Raw genomic sequence first — 17,180 nt, forward strand, 5'->3', positions numbered from 1 at the left:
ACCGGCATGAACGACCAGTCTTCCTGAGAATTCGTGCAAGAGCTTGTATTCGGGCCCAGGCGGGTGAGACTCGGGGCATGGCAGTCGCAGCCCCCGTCTCCCCCATGCTCGCCCGCGCGGTCGACACCGTGCCCGAGCCGGAGAGCGTGCCCGGGGGCCTCAGCTACGAACCCAAGTGGGACGGTTTCCGCAGCATCGTCTCCTTCGACGGCACCGTGAGCGCAATCGGCAGCCGGGGCTCCAAGATGCTCACCCGGTATTTTCCCGAGCTGACCTACGCGTTCGAGGAGATGCTGCCCGAGCCCTGCGTTCTCGACGGTGAGATCGTGCTGCGCACGGGCGCACCCGGCGCAGAGCACCTGTCCTGGGAGCAGCTGTCCCAGCGCATCCACCCGGCCGCGAGCCGGGTACGGCGCCTCGCCGACGAAACCCCCGCCACCTTCGTCGCCTTCGATGTGCTCGCCCGGGGATCGACGAGCCTGCTGGACACTCCGTTCGAGCAGCGTCGCGCGATTCTGGAAGACCTGGTCGGCAGTCTGGGCGACCCGATCCATCTCACCCGCACCACCCGCGACGTGGCGCTGGCCCGCCGTTGGCTGGTCGAGTTCGAGGGCGCCGGGCTGGACGGTGTGGTCGCCAAGCCCCTCACGGCGGCGTACGCGCCGGGCAAACGGCTGATGTTCAAGGTCAAGCACCACCGCACCGCCGACGTCGTGCTGCTCGGGTACCGCCGGCACGTCAGCGGCAACGGAGTGGGGTCGCTGCTGCTCGGCCTGTACGACGCCGACGGCGAATTGCGGAATGTGGGCGGCGCATCCGCCTTCAGCGACGCCCGCCGCCTGGAGCTCGTCGACGAGCTCGACCCGCTCGTGCTGCTCGACGAGGCGGGCGCCGTGGTCACGGGCGAGACCGAGCGCAACCGTTTCTCGGCCAACAAGGACACCTCGTATGTGCGGCTGCGGCCCAGCCGGGTCCTGGAGGTGCGCTACGACCACATGGAGGGCGAACGGTTCCGGCACACCGCCCAGTTCGAGCGGTGGCGGCCCGACCGGGAGCCGCGCTCGTGCACCTTCGACCAGTTGGAGCGGCCGATCGCCTACGACCTCGGCCAGGTTCTCGACTAGCCTGGGCCCGGTCAGTCCAGCAGCAGCCGGCGCAGCTCCGATTCGGCGGATGCGGCGCGCGCGGGATCGATCGTCCGGCCGGTGTTGTACGCGTCCACCACGCGGGGATCCACATAACTCGACCGGGCGATCGCGGGGGTGTTGCCGAGCACCTCGGCTGCGGCGTGCATGGCCGTCGTCAGGGCGCGGCCGCGGGCCCTGGTGCCGGTTTCGACGCCCGACCGGGCCAGGCTGACCGCCGCGGCCGCCGTGCCGCGCAGTGTGCGGAAGTCCTTGGCGCTGAAGTCGCCGCCGGTGCGTTCCTTGATGAACTCGTTCACGTCGGCGGCGGACACCGTGCGCACCTCGTCGCCCTCGATCCAGGTGAGCAGCAACCGCCCGGGGTCGTCGGCGTAGTCCGGGTCCGTCGTGCCGAGCAGACGGTCTTGGTCACGCACGTAGCCGGCCACGTCGGGGTCGACCAGGGTGCTCGACCAGGCCTGCCCGCTCTTGGCCGGGAACTCGAAGACCACGGTGTCGCCGGTCAAGAGCACATGCGAGCGCAGCAGCGTGGACAAGCCGTGGCTGCCGTTCTCCTCGGCGTACCGCTCGCTGCCGATCCGCAGGGCACCCTGATCGAGGATGCGGAACGCGGCGGCGAGGGCCTGGTCCCGGGACTCGTCAGCCGAGGACGGGGTGCGCCGGAGGCTCCGGGTGACGTAGCCGCGCGCCGCGGGCAGCGACTGGGCCAGCTCGAGCGCGCGGGCGAACTTCACCCGGTCCTGCCGGGTGTGCCAGTCGGGGTGGTACAGGTACTGACGGCGGCCGGCGGCATCGACGCCCGTGGCCTGGATGTGGCCGTTGGAATACGGGGCGATCCAGACATCCGTCCAGGCCGGCGGGATGGCGAGTGAGGCGAACCGGGCGCGCAACTCGGGGTCGGTCACCGTGCGGCCGTCGGCATCCCGGTAGCTGAATCCGCGGCCGGAACGGCGCCGGGCGTAGCCCACCCCAGCTGTGTTGCTGCGCCGCAGGCGCACGAGCCGTTTCCGGCCGGAGGCGGCCTGGACGACCTGAACGTTCGACGACATCGTCAGCACCCACCCACTTCTGCCGTGCCCGGTCACGACGCCCATTCAGGCTAAGCGAGGGCGGGCCTCCGGGCAACCCGGCCCCTGTCCGTGCCCTCCGACGTAACTTCCGGTCGTATTCCGGTGCCGGCCACGGGTGCTGTCTAGGGTTGCAACACCTCGACAGAATCCCCCACCCCGTGGCGTCGACACGCTCGCAGCGGCCCCCGCCGGCCGCTTCTTCGTGGTGCCCACGGCGGGCCGGGACCGGCGAGAACACGGCACCATCACCGAACAGCACGATCACCGAACAGAAGGAGACATCATGACCCACACCGAGCAGCTCGGCGTCAGCACCGCTCCCACCGACGGCTCCTCCGCCGGCCGGTGGGCCGGCTCGCCGCACCCGTCATCGGCAGAGGAGTGGCTGGCCCGGGCCAGGGAGGTCTCGGACATCCTGATCGTCGACGCGGTCGACCGTGACCGCGCCAATCTGACGCCCCATGCCGAGGTGCGCCTCCTCAAGGACTCCGGCCTGGTGACCCTGCTCGGCCCGGTCGCTCACGGCGGCGGCGGTCAGAGCTGGGAAACCGCCTACCAGGTGATCCGGGTCGTCGCGCGTGGGGACGGTTCCATCGGCCAGTTGCTCGGTTATCACTACTTGTGGGCGTGGGCGGCCCGTCTGGTCGCCACCGACGAGCAGATCGCGGCCGTCGAGGAGCTCTACACGACGAACAGCTTTCTGTTCGGCGGTGCCGTCAATCCCCGCGACTCGGACCTGTCAGTGCGCGAGGACGGCGAGGAGCTGGTCTTCTCCGGGCACAAGTCGTTCTCCACCGGTGGCGAGGTGGCCGACCTCACCGTCCTGGAAGGGGTCCTCGACGGCACCGACACGCACATCTTCGCGATCGTGCCCACCAGCCAGCCCGGGATCGTCTTCGGCGGAGACTGGGACAATCTCGGCCAACGCCTCACCGAGTCCGGCTCGGTGGAGATCCGCCAGGTGCGGGTGCCGTGGTCCGACGCCGCCGGATTCGTCGGGAAAGTCTTCCAGCCGTTGGTCTACAACACGCTCAACGTGCCCGCCATCCAACTGGTCTTCACGAACTTCTACCTGGGCATCACCCAGGGCGCCCTCGAGACGGCGGCGGAATACACCCGCAGTTCCACCCGCGCCTGGCCGTACGGCGGAGACAACAAAGAGCGGGCGACCGACGAGTGGTACCTCCTCGAGGGCTACGGCCAGTTGCAGTCCAAGCTCTGGGCGGACGAGGCCATCGCGGACCGGGCGGGCGCCGAGATCAGCCAGGTCTTGCACGAGCCGCGGGAAGACCTCAGCCCCCGGCGCCGCGGCGAGATCGCCGTGCTCATCGCCGCGGCCAAGCTTCGCGCCATCGAGGACGGCCTGGAGACCACGAGCAAGATCTACGAGCTCACCGGGGCACGGGCCACGGCCAACTCGGTCGGGCTGGACATCTTCTGGCGCAATCTGCGGACGCACAGTCTTCACGACCCCGCCGCCTACAAGAAGCGCGAGGTAGGGCAGTATGTGCTGCTCAACGAGGTGCCCGAACCCAGCTGGTACACCTGATCAGTCCTTGCGGCCACCGATGAAGTAGGCGATCGGGCCGGCATAGTTGATGGCGATCACGGCCGCCCATACGCCCTTGGGCCCATTGACCTTCTTGGCCGGTCGATGGGCCAGGTCGCTCCAGGCCAGGCCGGCGAGGACCAGTTGCACGATGCCCCCGGCCACAACGCCGAACCGCTGGGCTCCGCTCATATCGCTCCACTTTCGCTGCGCCATGGTGCTCTCCCGTCGTCGTCGCGCCGGCCTCGGTTGGCGGCCCGTGCTCCTCGCATCATGCCACCGGCACGGCCGTCCGGCGAGGCACACGACGGCGCGGCAGGGACGCCGCCGTCGACGGCGACCGACGGGTGCGGAACGGTAGGAGTGTCGTCATCGGGCAGCCTCGCGTGCCGCCTAAGCTGGTTCTCCCCACCACGCGCGAACGGACGCGGGTGCCCGTGAAAGAAAGCCACCATGCACGCCGAGATCACCACGCTTCCACCACTCGTATTCGGCGAACCGGGCGAGTTCCGCGAACTCATGGTGGCTCTGGTCATGAGCGGCGCGAAGACGGGCTCGTCCAACCTGCGCGTCGCCTACGAGATGACCGGTGAGGCGCTGCCCGTCGCCGGGTCACGGTACGCCCTGGTCGATTCGGGTGACTTCAGGGTTGCCGTGATCGAGGTTCTCGAGGTGGTCGAGACCACCGCCGCCGAGGCCACCCTGGAGCTGGCCCGGCACGAATCCCCCACCCTCGAACACTGGCGCACGGTGCACCGGGATTACTGGGAAACGCTGGTTCCCGCCATCCGGAAGCACAGGAGCGACCCCGACTGGCAGCTGACGGATGCCGAACCCGTGATCAGCAAGGTGTTCAGGGTCGTCTGATCCCGGCGGCGTCGCCGCACGAGACCTCTAGCCGGCCCGCCGGGACGCAGCGGCGATGCCGGCCACGACGAGCAGCAGTCCGATACCCACCACCGCGGTGAGTAGCCAGGTGACCAGGTCGAGTTCCCCCGGTACCAGCTCGCGAGCCGCGACGAAGGCGGCCAGGGCGAGCATCAACGCGCCCCACAGCATGGTCGAGAACAACGGGCGGCGCCGGGGCGCGGGTGCTGCCGCCGCAGGTGCCGGCGGCTGGGGCGCCGGCACGGCGTCGGTGGGCGCAGTTCCGATGGGCGACGTGCTGGTCGAAGACGTGCTGGTGGCGGACGTGCTGTACGCGGCCGTGTCTGGCTCCGTAGCCGCGGATGCGTGAGCATCCGGGTGCACGTCGGTGCTCGGTCCGCCGGTCGGGATGTCGTCGGGGGTGCTGTCGGGGGTGCTGTTGGAACTGGTCATGGTCTTCTCCTAGCGTTCTGCCGGCTGGTTGATGGTGACCTGGCCGAAGAGCGTCCAGACCCGGACCGTGGTCACGCCGGTTCCGGCGCCTTCCGCCACCACCTGCGAGTCGTGGAAGAGCACACCACCCCGGTCGAGGTCGTTGCTGGTGCCGTAGTCGATCCCGCCGGCGAGGCTGCTGGCCTCCACTGCTACGGTGCGGTTGTCGGGCAGCAGGAGTTCCACGTCGCCGAAGGCTGTCCAGACGTCGACCTCGCGGGATGTGCCAGACGGCGCGGTGTCGAGGTCGGTGAGGTCGATGGTGGGTGCGCCGGCGATCATCGCGAAACCCGTGGGGCTGTCGGTGCTGTATTGCCAGGTGGGATCACCGAAGGTGGCGACGTCAGTCCCGGCCGGAATGAACGCCGTCCAGGCCAGGGAGACCGACAGGACGAGGCTGAAGAAGGTCAGCCAGCCGCCCTCCTTGCCGCGGACGCCGGCGATCACGATTCCCAGGGCGATCACGGCGAGCGCGGCGGACGCACCTACCAGGAAGGCGCTGTTCGACCAGGAGCCATCGGCGACGAAGGAGGCGGCCACGGCGCCGATGCTCAGGGCGATTCCGCTGACGACGGCGATGTAGCCGGCGCCCAGGTGCTTGCGGCGGTGCGACGCCCGGTACCGGTCGGGATCGAAGGGTCGCGCGGTGTCCGCAGCACCGTAGCCGGCCGCCCCGTGGCCGGACCCGTACCCGCCGGAGCCGGACGCGGCCGCCCCGGAGGGTGCGGATCCGGACGGTGCGAATCCGGACGCTGTCGATCCGTACGGCGCAGACCCACCGGATGCCGCTGCAGCAGGGACGCCGTGACCGGTGAGGTCATCCCAGAGCGAGGGGCCCGTCGGCGGAGTGCTCCCGGAGACGGGCGACACCGGAACCGTGGGGGCCGTGGCCGAAGCCGGCGCGGCCGGTGGCTGCGGCACGGGCGGGATGGGCGGCACGAAAGCTGCGGCGGGGCGGGCGGCGGGGTACGCGGTGGGCGCGGGGTCGGCCGGGAAAGTCTGGGCAGGCTGGGCGGGTGTTCCGGCGCCGGCGGTCGTGTCGGATGCCGCGCTCGGCTGCGGGACGCCTCCGGGCTGGGGTGCGCTGCCGGACTGCGGCGCACTGCCGTACGGCGAAGTCTGCGGGGCAGCGCTTCCGTAGCCCGTGGCGGGCCGGTTGCGCGGTGACGGCACCCGCTTGGCGATGTAGATCACCAGGAGAATGATGCCAACCGTGAGCCCGATCGCCCAGCTGGTGCGCAACAAGACCTCGAGCCATCCGGGCATTCCCCAGACTTCGGGCGGACCCTGCCACCAGATGCCCTGCATCCAGGGGACGAAGGTGAAGAACAGGAGCACCCCGACGGCGATCATGGCCGGCTCGAACACCTGACGCACGGCCTGCTCCACGAGGCTTCGCCCGGATTCGTCGGGCATCAGGGCCCAGCCGACGGCGTAGAGGAAGAAGATCGGCCCACCGAGGATCGCGATCACGACGGCGATGCCGCGCACGACCAACGGATCGAGACCGGTGCGGGACGCGATCGCCCCGCACACGCCGGCCAGCCAGCGGTCCCGGCCGCGCACGAAGCCGAGGCCTCGCACCCAGTCGAAGAACGCGGCGCCGCCCGGCGGCGTGGGCTGGCCGGAGTTTCCGTAGGCTGAACCCGATGTGGTGGTGGACCCTGCGTCTGTCATGGCTCCATACTCCCGCGCCCTGCACCACGGCGGCCATGGGGGAAGACCCTGATTGCACCCTGAGCCTGCGAATCAGGGTGCGACCGGCAACTCTGGGCGTGCTTGGATGGACCTGTGACCACCGTGCGTCCCACCGGACCCCGCCTCAGCGGGCAGCTTGTGCGGCCACGCCTGCGCATCATCGCAGGCGTCTGCGCCGGGTTCGCCCGGCACTCCGGCCTGCCGGTCACCTACGTGCGCACCGTCGCCGTGGTTCTGGCCCTCTGCGGCGGCGCCGGGGTGCTGCTCTACGGCTGGCTGTGGGCCACCACCCCCGACGAGTCCGCGCACCCCCTGGGAGACGCGGGCCGCTCCGACCTGCCCAAGGCCGTTCTCACCCCGGCCGACGCGTCCGCCGCCGGGGCCGACGGTGAGACCGCCGCCTCCCGTCATGCACCGGTCACCGAGATCCTTCTGGGGCTGGCGCTCGTGACCACGGCGGGCGCGCTCATCGCCAACCGGTTGGGCGCCGCGTTGCCGGTGGATGCCATCATCCCCGCGATCGTCGCCCTCGCGGGCACGGGGCTGGCCTGGCGCCAGTTCGCCGAGCTCCGCAGCGGAGCCGGGCCGCGAAGCTCCGGCATGCTCGTGCGCGCTCTGGGGGCGCTGGTTCTGGTGGCCCTGGGCATTCTGCTGTTCTTCGTCACCAGTGAGAACCCCAACATCTGGACCGTCGTCGTTGCCGCGCTGTCGGTGCTCGTGGGGGTGGCGGTGGTCGTTGCCCCGTGGGCGGTACGCCTCATGCGCGACCTGTCCGACGAGCGTGCCCTACGAGAGCGGGAGTCCGAACGGGCCGAGATGGCCGCTCATCTGCATGATTCGGTGCTGCAGACTCTCGCGCTCATCCAGCAGAAGGCCGGACCGCACTCCGATGCCGCCCGGCTCGCCCGCGCCCAGGAACGCGATCTACGCGAGTGGCTGTTCACCGGCTCCGCGACCGGACCGGTGGATCTGGCCGCAGAACTGCGCGGTATCGCGACCACCGTTGAGCGCGACTTCGCCGTGCACGTTGATGTGGTCTCGGTCGGCAGCATCGACCGGGACGTGCCGGAGGCCCTTCTGGCAGCCGCGCGGGAGGCCATTCTCAACGCAGCCCGGCACGCCGGCGGCCGGGTGTCCGTCTACGTGGAGTCCTCGACTACCGCCATCGACGTGAGTGTCACCGACCGGGGCCCCGGTTTCGCGCTCGACCAGATCCCTGCCGACCGCATGGGGGTGCGGGAGTCGATCCTGGCCCGCATGGGACGGGCCGGCGGCACGGCCGTGGTTCAGGCTGGCCCGGGCGGCACCGGTACCGAGATCCGGCTCACCCTCCCCCTCAACGGCCAGTCCGAGTACGACCAGCCGGAGCAGGACCCGGCGGACCACGCCCTGCCCGACCGGAGCGCCCCTCACCCCGACCCCCAGGACGGCACACCATGACCGATCAGACCACCCCGTCCGGCACGGTTCCAGGGACCGTGCCCGGCCCCGAGCTCACCGTGGTGATCGTGGATGACCACTCGATCTTCCGGTCGGGCCTGCGCTCAGAGCTCGACCCGGCGCTGCGGGTCGTCGGCGAGGCAGCGACCGTCGACGAGGCCATCGCCGTCGTTGTGGCCACCCAGCCCCGCGTGGTGCTGCTGGACGTGCACCTGCCCGGCGGCACCGGCGGAGGCGGCGCTGAGGTCATCAGGGCCGCGGCCGCGCGGGCGCCGGCCACCGTGTTCCTGGCCCTGAGCGTGTCGGATGCGGCCGACGACGTGGTCACCGTCATCAGGGCCGGTGCCCGCGGCTACATCACCAAGAGTTCGTCGGGCGCCGAGGTCTCCGATGCAGCCCGTCGGGTGGCCGGCGGGGACGCCGTCTTCTCGCCCCGCTTGGCCGGGTTCGTGCTCGACGCTTTCGGCGCCGTTTCCGGCGAGACCGCGGCGACCAACGACGAACTCGATCGTCTCTCGGCCCGGGAGCAGGAGGTGATGCGCCTGATCGCACGCGGGTACGCCTACAAGGAGGTGGCGAGCGCGCTCTTCATCTCCCCCAAGACCGTGGAGACGCATGTGTCCGCCGTTCTGCGCAAGCTGCAGCTCTCCAGCCGGCACGAACTGACGGCCTGGGCCACGGCCCGCAAGTTGCTCTGACCCGGGGTGGGCTTGCTGCCGGCGCTCAGCGGATGCTTGAGCGCCCCATAGGGAAGCCATAGGGCGCTCTGGTGGGGTGGGAATTCCCTACCGGAAGGCCCCATCGTGCGTCAGCCCCATCCCGCCGGCCAGTCAGGCCACTCCTCCCGAACCGCCCGATCGTCCCGTCGCTCCCGTGCAGCCGCCAAACCCATCGCCGCGGTTGTGATCGGAGTTCTCGCCATCGGCGGTCTGGCCGCCTGCGACTCCACCGGGGCGGTCACCTCCTCGTCCCTGACGGCTGAACAGGCGGCGGCGCTGGTCGGTGCTGACTTCTACGACACCAGCCTCGTGCATTCCGTCACGATCGACTATGACAAGGCCGACTACCAGGCGATGCTCGCCGCCTACACCGCAACCGGCGACAAGGGCTGGATCTCGGCGACGGTGACCATCGACGGCACGGTGTTCGAGCAGGTCGGGCTGCGTCTGAAGGGCAACTCGAGTCTGCGCGGGATCGGGGATGCCACGGAGTCCGATGATGACACCGCGACCGGTACTGACGCCCCGGCCGACCCGAGCGACGGATCGGTGGATACCGACTCCCCGCAGACCCTGCCCTGGCTGATCCGGCTCGACAAGTATGTCGACGGACAGTCTTACCAGGACCGCACTGAGTTCGTGGTGCGCGGCAACACCACCGAATCCTCTCTCAACGAAGCGGTGGCCCTCGAACTGATCGGGCTCAGCGGGCTGGAGACCGAGAGGTCGGCCGCGGTCCGCCTGAGCGTCAACGGCGGCGACGAGGCCCTGCGGCTGGTGATGGAGAGCATCGACGACGACCTGTGGAACACGGACACCTTCGAGAACGACGGCATCACCTACAAGGCCGACTCCGACGGAGACTACAGTTACCGCGGCGATGACCCGGCCGACTACGTCGACGTCTTCAACCAGAAGACCGGGGAGGACGACCTCACCCCGCTGATCGCGTTCCTCGACGTCATCAACAACTCCGACGATGCCACCTTCGCCGCCGAGCTGGGCAACTACCTCGACGTGGAGTCGTTCGCGACCTATCTGGCCGTGGAAAACCTGACCGATAACTTCGACGACATCGACGGTCCTGGCAACAACTCCTACCTGCGCTACGACAGCACAACGGGCCTGATGACCGTCGTGGCGTGGGACGCCAACCTCTCGTTCGGCACCCTGAACGGCGGCGGCGCTATGCGTGGCATGGGCGAGGGTGGCCCGGACGGCGGCGACCGCGGCACCCCGCCGGATGGCGCGACCGCGCCGGACGGAGCCGCACCGGACGCCACAGCCGGCGGCATGGGCGGCGACAACATCCTCGCCACCCGGTTCCTGGCCGACAGCAGCTTCTCGGCCCTTGTCGACACGGCGACGGCCGCGCTCACTACGAGCCTCTACGACAGCGGCGCCGCGCAGGCGGTTCTCGACCGGTGGACCGCACTGCTGGCCGGCCAGGCGGGTGACCTCATCGACAGCGACACCCTGCAGAGCGAGTCCGACGCCATCGCCAGTTACTTCACAGGCGACAAGTGACGGTCAGGGTGTGCCGAAGCGCTCCACGAAGGCCTTCATGATGGTGGCCGGCTCGGTCACCGTTGCGGCGGCGATGGCGGCCATCACCTCGTCGTAGGCATCCGGTTCGAAATAGCCGTTGTCGCTGTAAACCCGCAGGCGGGTGAGGATGCCGGCCTGGGTGAGCTCCGGGTGGAACTGGGTGGCGTAGACGTTCTCGCCCACCCGGAACGCCTGCACCGGGCAGTTCGCCCCCGTCGCCAGCAGCACGGCGCCGGTCGGCAGCGCCGTACAGGCCTCCTTGTGACCCACGAACGCCTCGAAATCGGCCGCCACCGTGCCGAAGAGCTGGTCGGCGCGGCCCGCCGCGGTCAGGCTCACCATGATGGGGCCGGCCGGCTCCGACCAGGTGTCGTCGACGACGCCGTCGAGGTAACTGGTGAGCAGGCCGATGCCATAGCAGGCGCCGAGGAAGGGGAAGTCCCGGGCGACGACCTGGTCGAGCAGCCCGGCGAGTTCGCGTTCGACACGGCGCTGCACGGGAGATTTGGTGTCGTCGGGGTCGCTGGCGTTGAACGGGCTGCCGCCCACGATCACCCCGGAGTAGTCGTCGAGGGCGATGGACGGCAGAGGCGCGGCCTCCAGCCGCACTCGGTGCAGCTGGTCCGGCGTCAACCCGCCTGCGGCGAGGAAGCCGGCGTACTCGTCGTCGGCGGCCTCGTCCTCGGGCCGGGTCGCCAGCAGCAGAAAGGGCTTCACGGGCCCATGTTACCGATCATGAGCCGCAGGCGGAGGGAGGTGACGACGGGCGCGCCCGGCGGCCGCCGTCGGCGCTCGCGCGCATCCGTGTACCTCGGAGGCCGCTCCCCGGTGCGCCGGGGAGCGGCCGTATCCGACGGTGGACGTGCTACCGATTCAGCGCCCGGCGGCGCCCCAGGACCAGCAGCGCGATCCCCGCCGCCACCAGGGCGAGCACGGCACCGATCGCGCCCGACGGGTCGACGCCCGTGGCCGCCACGACCTGGGCGCGGCTCGTCGAGGCCGCGGCCGGGGTCGATGCCGCAACGGGCGCCGGTGTGGCCGTCGACGTCGGGGGCGTGACAGCCGGCGCGGTGGTGCCGGGGGTCGGTGTGGGGGTCGGTGTGGGCTCGGTCACCGGATCCGGCCCGTTGTTCTCCACCAGTCCGGCTGCCCGCACGTGGTCGGAGTGCATGCCGAACGAGTCGGCGATGCGCGGAACCCAGCAGGCGTCGTTGTGGCGTCCCTCCGGGTACAGCGCATAGGTGTGCGCCACCCCCTTGCCGGTGAGGAGGGTGTCCAGCGACCGGGCGGCGTCATCGAAGGCGTAATCGTCGAACTCGCAGGCGTCGAAGAAGTAGTCGTATCGCGAGAGTGCCTCGGCGGGCAGCCCCGCCACGACCGTGAGCGGGGATGCCGACTGAGCTTGCGGTCCCCCGGGCGAGGTGACGCCCACCTGCGCGGGAGCGAGGTTCAGCGCTCCCATGTGCGAGGCCATCGAGGAGAACAGCTCGGGGTAGGCCAGCCCGAGCGAATACGCGCCGAACCCGCCCATCGAGACTCCGGACAGGCCGCGGTACTCGCGGGAGTCGAGCGTGCGGTATTGCTCGTCCACCTGCGGGATCATCTCGGTGGTGAACATGGTGCGCCAGGGTGCGCCGCCGTCATTGTCGACGTACCAGAGCGAGTCGGCGTCGGGCATGATCACGATCGATTCGGCCAGGCCCCCGGTGGTGTAGAGCTCGTCGAGCTTGGTGCCGAAGTCCCGCGGCTCCCATTCCCGGCTGCCGCCGTTGAAACCGTGCAGCAGGTAGACGACCGGGAACTCGCGGTTGGGCTGGGTGAAGTACGACGGCGGCAGGTAGGTGATGTACTCCCGGCGCGCATCTTCGACGGCCGACTCCACGTAGTCGCGGAAGAACCGGGAGCGGTTCCCCTTCTCGGTGCGGGTCTCCCGGTCGAGCGTCAGGAACTCCTGGGTGGTCGGCTGGAAGCTGAACGGCGCGCCGTCCCGCATCCCGCTGATCGTTCGGTTGGTGTCGACGACGAGACGACCGTCGGAGCTCTCCACGACCTCCACACTGGCATCGGTCAGGGTCAGGGAGCCCGACTCGGCCAGCCACTGCCGCAACTCGCTCTCCCGCCGGGCCCGGTCACGACCGTCGTGCACGTAGTCGGCCGAGAGCGTCGCGAGGTACGCGTCGATGTCACCGGATGCGAGGGCGCCGGCCTGTGTCGCCAAGAGGTCGCCCACCCAGCTCGTGGCCTCAGGGTCGGCGAGCGGACCCGAGATGCCGAGAACCTCCTCGCGTAGTGCGTCCTTCGAGTAGAGGCCGACGGGACCGTGGTACCACCCGCCGCCGCCGGTCATGTCGTACAGGCGCACGGCGAGGGTGTTGCTGCCACCGAAGACCGGCAGGGCGGCCGGAACCGGGTAGAGCCTCTGTTCGAACCACTGGCTCTCGGCATCCGGCGGCAGCGAGCCCGACCCGTTGATCCGGGTGCCGTTGAGGTAGACCTCGTCGACGTCGTCCATGAAACCCATCGAGGCCACCAGGTTGGTGCCCGCCGCCTCGGCGGGCAGGTCGAAGGTGAGCCGGTACCAGGCGAAACCGTCGTAGTCGTCGAACTCGCGGCCGCCGCCCACCTCGGGCACTGTCACGGCCGACCAGGTTGAATCGTCGAAGGCCGGGTCGGCCCAGGCGAGTTCGTCGCCCAGCGAGAACTGCCACTGGCCGGTCAGGTCCAGGTTCACCGAGGTGCCTGACGCGGCGGCAGACGGGGTCGCCGGCGCCAGCGCCAGCAACGGTGCCGCCGCGATCGCCAGGGCGGCAACGGACGCGATGAGCGGACGGCGGGCGTCGTGCCGCTTCGGCCGCGGAGGGGTGAGAGTGAGATCCATGCGCTCCAACTTCATTGTTGTGCCAACTTCATTGTTGTGGGCGGGAACGCGTTTCTGTGCACGTTCCCAGGCGCGAGGAAAAAGCAGTTGACCAGCTCATCCCCGACTCCGACCGACGTTACTGTGAACGTACACAGAAATCAAGCATCCGTTCGCGGCACGGGCGGGAATCTCCGCTGCTTCGGATTTCGGCACCGCGAAACAATGCCCCGGAGGCGGACTGCACCGGGTAGATTTGAGCCAATGAACACTCAGCCGGAACCCAGCCTGAGCGACGCCAGCGCGATCGCCACCCCGTACGAGGACCTGCTGCGCCTGGTGCTCGAAACCGGAGCGAACAAGGCCGACCGCACCGGTACCGGAACCCTGAGCGTGTTCGGCGCGCAGCTGCGTTTCGACCTCAGTCAGGGCTTCCCGATGATCACCACGAAACGGGTGCACTTCCCGTCGCTCGCCTACGAGCTGCTCTGGTTCCTCCGTGGCGAGAGCAACGTGGGCTGGCTGCAGGAGCACGGCGTGCGCATCTGGAACGAGTGGGCCGACGAGCAGGGCGAACTCGGACCGGTGTACGGCGTGCAGTGGCGCTCCTGGCCGACCCCGGACGGCGGCCACATCGACCAGATCGCCCAGGTCATCGAGACCCTCAGGACCAACCCGGACTCCCGGCGCATCATCGTGTCGGCGTGGAACGTCGCCGACATCCCCGACATGGCGTTGGCTCCGTGCCATGCCCTGTTCCAGTTCTATGTCGCCGACGGCAAGCTCTCCTGCCAGCTCTATCAGCGCAGCGCCGACCTGTTCCTCGGCGTGCCGTTCAACATCGCCAGCTACGCGTTGCTCACGCACCTCGTGGCGGCCCAGACCGGCCTCGAGGTGGGCGACTTCATCTGGACCGGTGGGGACTGCCACATCTACTCCAACCACATCGAGCAGGTCACCGAGCAACTCAGCCGCACGCCCTACCCGGCGCCGACGCTGAAGATCACCACCGAACGGGACAGCATCTTCGACTACCAGTTCGAGGATCTCGAGGTCGTGGACTACCAGCACCACCCGGCGATCAAGGCGCCCGTTGCCGTCTGAGACCGGGACGCCCGCGATAGTGCCGTCCGGTGAGACGGCCGACGCCCGCATAGGCCTGATCTGGGCAGAGGCCAAGGGCGGCGTCATCGGCGACGCCGGCAGCATCCCCTGGCACCTGCCGGAAGACCTGGCACACTTCAAGCAGATCACGCTCGGTGGCGCCGTGATCATGGGCCGCCGCACCTGGGACTCCCTGCCCGAACGCTTCCGGCCCCTGGCCGGCCGGCGCAACATCGTCATCACTCGGCAGCCGCAGTGGCGAGCCGAAGGAGCCACCGTCGTGCACTCGCTCACCGAGGCGCTGGCCGCCGCGGCCCCCGACCCGGTCTGGATCATCGGCGGCGGCGACATCTACCGGCAGGCGATGCCGCTGGCCGCCCGGCTCGAGGTCACCGAGGTTGATCTCGAGGCCGGCGGTGACACCGTCGCCCCGGCCGTGGGCGCACGGTTCGTGCAGGTCGACGCGACGGAGTGGCTCACCTCGCGCACCGGCCTCCGCTACCGCTTCCTGGGCTACGCGCCGAGCGCCCCCTAAACGCCGGCGGGGCCGGAACCGGGCACGACCGCCGCGGGAGGGGAGATGCGCGGCCGGCGCTCCAACCGGGGCTGGATCCGGAATTGACCGGTCAGCACCAGCACGCCGATCACCACGGCCATCACGATCCAGGCCACCCAGCCCAGCGGGCCGAGCGCGGCCGGGTCTGCGGAGGTGCCGGCGGCGGCCACCAGGATCAGGAAGCCGGCGGCAGCGTTGAAGGCACCGTGGGCGAAGACCGAGGGCCAGACCGACGCGGTGCGGAGGCGCAGCCAGCCGATCAGGATGCCGTAGAACACGCATCCACCGACCATCAGGGCCATGCCCAGCAGGTTGGGCTGCGCGAAATTGTAGCCGAGCAGGATCACCGGGCTGTGCCAGAAACCCCAGACCGCGCCGCTGATCAGCAGGGCCGGCCAGGTGCCGAGGGGGCGCAGGCTCGGCAGCAGCCAGCCGCGCCAGCCGAGTTCTTCGCCCAGGGCGAAGAAGCCGTTGAAGATCGCCGCGACCGGGATCGTGAGCAGCTGGATCAGCACGACCATGCCAACCGGGATCGGCGACGAGGTGGGGTTGGCGGCGTCCAGGATCTGCGCGAAGCCGGAGAAGGCCACCAGGTCCAGCTGAACGAGGCCGAGAGCCGCGGCCAGGAAGACCCCCGCGACGACCAGGAGCGCGCTGCCGAAGATACCGAAGACCGTCATCCAGATGGTGCGCTTGACGGGGCGCAGCGGCCACAGCCCGAGGTATTCGGGAATGGATGCGGGGCGGGGGCGCTGCACCATGAACACCACGAACAGGGCGGCCACGGCCGGTGTGAACATCATGACGGGCAGGAGCAGGGCCGCGAGCGGGTTCGCCAGGCCGCTGCCGTCGAGCCAAAGCGGGAGGACCACGAGCCAGGCGAGAGCGCAGGCCATCACGACGAAGACCACGACGGCCGCCCACGGAACGCGGTCCACCAGAGGGGTGGCGGCCGGGGCGGGATGCGGTTGGCTGGTGATCGGTGCGCTCATGGCTGCCACGTTAGCCAACCCCAGAGCGGAGGGCATCCCCCGGCAGACGGACTAGGCGTCGGGCTGGCTGTCGGGGTTGTGTCGGGCCCGGCTGGGCTGCACGCGGGGCGGCTCCCCCGGCATCTTGGGATAGTCCGGTGGGAAAGGCAGCTCGCCGAGCCCGGCGTCGAGGTCGCGACGCCACCAGTCCAGCAGGATGTCGATGCGGCCGGGCTCCGCGTTCATCTTCGCCCAGGGGTCGCCGGTGGCACGCAGCCGGGCCGGCACGGTCTCGACGGTGAACGTCGTGGGGTCGGCGCCCTCCAGCTCGTCCCAGTCGATCGGGCAGGAGACGGGTGCGTGGGCGAGCGCCCGGGGGCTGTAGGCGCCGGCCATGGTGCGGTCGCGGTTGGCCTGGTTGAAGTCGACGAAGATCCGGGCTCCGCGCTCTTCCTTCCACCAATTCGTAGTCACAGTCATCGGCAAACGCCGCTCCACCTCACGAGCGGCGGCGATCACGGCGTGCCGCACCACCTGGAATTCCTCGACGGGTTCGATGGGGGCGAACACGTGCAGGCCGCGGTTGCCCGAGGTCTTCACGAACGCCGTGAGGCCGGCCTCGGCCAGCACCTGGCGCAGCTCCTGGGCCACCGGAATGGCGTCATCGAAATCGGTGCCGGGCTGCGGGTCGAGGTCGACGCGCAGCTGGTCGGGATTGTCGGTGTTCTCTGCCCGGGAAGGCCAGGGGTGGAACACCACGGTGTTCATCTGCGCGGCCCAGACAGCACCGGCGGGTTCGTCGATCACGAGTTGCGGGTGCGTGCGCCCGCTCGGGTAGACCACCGGCACTGAACGCACGAAGTCGGGCGCCCCCTTCGGCGGGTTCTTCGAGAAGAACTGTTCACCGTCGATACCGCCCGGGAACCGTTGCAGCGACACCGGCCGGTCGCCGTTCGCGGCCACGAACGCCTCCCCCACGTCCACCAGGTACCGGGCCAGGTCCAGCTTGGTGATGCCCAGCTCGGGCCAGAGCACCCGGCTCGGGCTCGAGATGCGCAGGACTCGGTCGCCGTGGGGCCCGGCGACAGTCAGCTCCGTCGATTCGCTCGCCATGCCCCCAACCTAATCCCCCTCCCGCGAACTGTGACCTAAGCCCCACAAACG

Annotated in this window: 16 protein-coding genes; 8 read left to right on the forward strand and 8 right to left on the reverse strand. The window is 69.9% G+C overall.

Features of this window, described 5'->3' with window-relative positions; translation table 11 throughout:
* The first annotated feature begins 77 nt into the window (after positions 1 to 77).
* Complete coding sequence (locus DOE79_RS03115) at positions 78 to 1,124, forward strand: ATP-dependent DNA ligase (RefSeq protein WP_120337235.1); 1,047 nt, start codon at positions 78 to 80, stop codon at positions 1,122 to 1,124.
* Positions 1,125 to 1,135: 11 nt separating this feature from the next.
* Here DOE79_RS03115 and DOE79_RS03120 read toward each other — a convergent pair whose 3' ends face one another.
* Positions 1,136 to 2,194: a DNA topoisomerase IB gene (locus DOE79_RS03120; protein ID WP_245977089.1), complete on the reverse strand. Its 1,059-nt coding sequence runs from the start codon at positions 2,192 to 2,194 to the stop codon at positions 1,136 to 1,138.
* Positions 2,195 to 2,498: 304 nt separating this feature from the next.
* Between DOE79_RS03120 and DOE79_RS03125 the strand changes: the two genes are divergently transcribed.
* On the forward strand, positions 2,499 to 3,764 hold the full coding sequence (locus DOE79_RS03125; RefSeq protein ID WP_120337236.1) for an acyl-CoA dehydrogenase family protein: 1,266 nt from the start codon (positions 2,499 to 2,501) through the stop codon (positions 3,762 to 3,764).
* Here DOE79_RS03125 and DOE79_RS03130 read toward each other — a convergent pair whose 3' ends face one another.
* A complete protein-coding gene (locus tag DOE79_RS03130) occupies positions 3,765 to 3,980 on the reverse strand; it encodes a hypothetical protein (RefSeq protein ID WP_120337237.1) in 216 nt (71 codons plus the stop codon).
* Between the two features lie 237 nt (positions 3,981 to 4,217).
* Here DOE79_RS03130 and DOE79_RS03135 point away from each other — a divergent pair, with 237 nt between their 5' ends.
* A complete protein-coding gene (locus DOE79_RS03135; RefSeq protein WP_120337238.1) occupies positions 4,218 to 4,631 on the forward strand; it encodes an ASCH domain-containing protein in 414 nt (137 codons plus the stop codon).
* A 27-nt stretch (positions 4,632 to 4,658) separates the two neighbouring features.
* Here DOE79_RS03135 and DOE79_RS03140 read toward each other — a convergent pair whose 3' ends face one another.
* Together DOE79_RS03140 and DOE79_RS03145 are read right to left on the reverse strand one after the other, a co-directional pair.
* Positions 4,659 to 5,084 carry a hypothetical protein gene (locus tag DOE79_RS03140; RefSeq protein WP_120337239.1) on the reverse strand — a complete coding sequence of 142 codons (426 nt, stop codon included), beginning with the start codon at positions 5,082 to 5,084 and terminating at the stop codon, positions 4,659 to 4,661.
* A 9-nt stretch (positions 5,085 to 5,093) separates the two neighbouring features.
* Positions 5,094 to 6,800, reverse strand: a complete 1,707-nt coding sequence (locus tag DOE79_RS03145; protein ID WP_120337240.1) for a PspC domain-containing protein — start codon at positions 6,798 to 6,800, stop codon at positions 5,094 to 5,096.
* A gap of 114 nt (positions 6,801 to 6,914) precedes the next feature.
* Between DOE79_RS03145 and DOE79_RS03150 the strand changes: the two genes are divergently transcribed.
* The 3 genes from DOE79_RS03150 (at position 6,915) to DOE79_RS03160 (ending at position 10,507) form a co-directional block, all read left to right on the forward strand.
* Positions 6,915 to 8,261, forward strand: a complete 1,347-nt coding sequence (locus tag DOE79_RS03150; RefSeq protein ID WP_245977090.1) for an ATP-binding protein — start codon at positions 6,915 to 6,917, stop codon at positions 8,259 to 8,261.
* Positions 8,258 to 8,959 (forward strand): LuxR C-terminal-related transcriptional regulator, encoded by a 702-nt coding sequence (locus DOE79_RS03155; protein WP_120337241.1) that lies wholly within the window; start codon positions 8,258 to 8,260, stop codon positions 8,957 to 8,959. Before DOE79_RS03150 ends, DOE79_RS03155 begins: the two co-directional genes overlap by 4 nt.
* A 204-nt stretch (positions 8,960 to 9,163) precedes the next feature.
* Positions 9,164 to 10,507 (forward strand): CotH kinase family protein, encoded by a 1,344-nt coding sequence (locus DOE79_RS03160; RefSeq protein WP_120337242.1) that lies wholly within the window; start codon positions 9,164 to 9,166, stop codon positions 10,505 to 10,507.
* Between the two features lie 3 nt (positions 10,508 to 10,510).
* Here DOE79_RS03160 and DOE79_RS03165 read toward each other — a convergent pair whose 3' ends face one another.
* Positions 10,511 to 11,245 (reverse strand): glutamine amidotransferase, encoded by a 735-nt coding sequence (locus DOE79_RS03165; protein WP_120337243.1) that lies wholly within the window; start codon positions 11,243 to 11,245, stop codon positions 10,511 to 10,513.
* 148 nt (positions 11,246 to 11,393) lie between these two features.
* Complete coding sequence (locus tag DOE79_RS03170) at positions 11,394 to 13,406, reverse strand: alpha/beta hydrolase-fold protein (RefSeq protein ID WP_162942581.1); 2,013 nt, start codon at positions 13,404 to 13,406, stop codon at positions 11,394 to 11,396.
* Positions 13,407 to 13,649: 243 nt separating this feature from the next.
* On the opposite strand from DOE79_RS03170, the gene DOE79_RS03175 reads away from it, so the two are divergent.
* Positions 13,650 to 14,489 carry a thymidylate synthase gene (locus tag DOE79_RS03175; RefSeq protein WP_120337245.1) on the forward strand — a complete coding sequence of 280 codons (840 nt, stop codon included), beginning with the start codon at positions 13,650 to 13,652 and terminating at the stop codon, positions 14,487 to 14,489.
* Entirely contained in the window at positions 14,479 to 15,024 is a 546-nt protein-coding gene (locus tag DOE79_RS03180; protein ID WP_281270279.1) for a dihydrofolate reductase, read from the forward strand. The genes DOE79_RS03175 and DOE79_RS03180 overlap by 11 nt, the downstream gene beginning before the upstream one ends.
* Here DOE79_RS03180 and DOE79_RS03185 read toward each other — a convergent pair.
* Complete coding sequence (locus tag DOE79_RS03185; RefSeq protein WP_120337246.1) at positions 15,021 to 16,037, reverse strand: CPBP family intramembrane glutamic endopeptidase; 1,017 nt, start codon at positions 16,035 to 16,037, stop codon at positions 15,021 to 15,023. The two genes, DOE79_RS03180 and DOE79_RS03185, sit on opposite strands and share 4 nt — an antisense overlap.
* 51 nt (positions 16,038 to 16,088) lie before the next feature.
* The gene (gene ligD / locus DOE79_RS03190; RefSeq protein ID WP_120337247.1) at positions 16,089 to 17,129 is read right to left on the reverse strand and encodes a non-homologous end-joining DNA ligase; all 1,041 of its coding nucleotides are present in this window, start codon (positions 17,127 to 17,129) and stop codon (positions 16,089 to 16,091) included.
* Positions 17,130 to 17,180: the final 51 nt, after the last annotated feature.

Origin of the sequence: Cryobacterium soli (assembly GCF_003611035.1) — a bacterium.
GTDB lineage: Bacteria > Actinomycetota > Actinomycetes > Actinomycetales > Microbacteriaceae > Cryobacterium > Cryobacterium soli.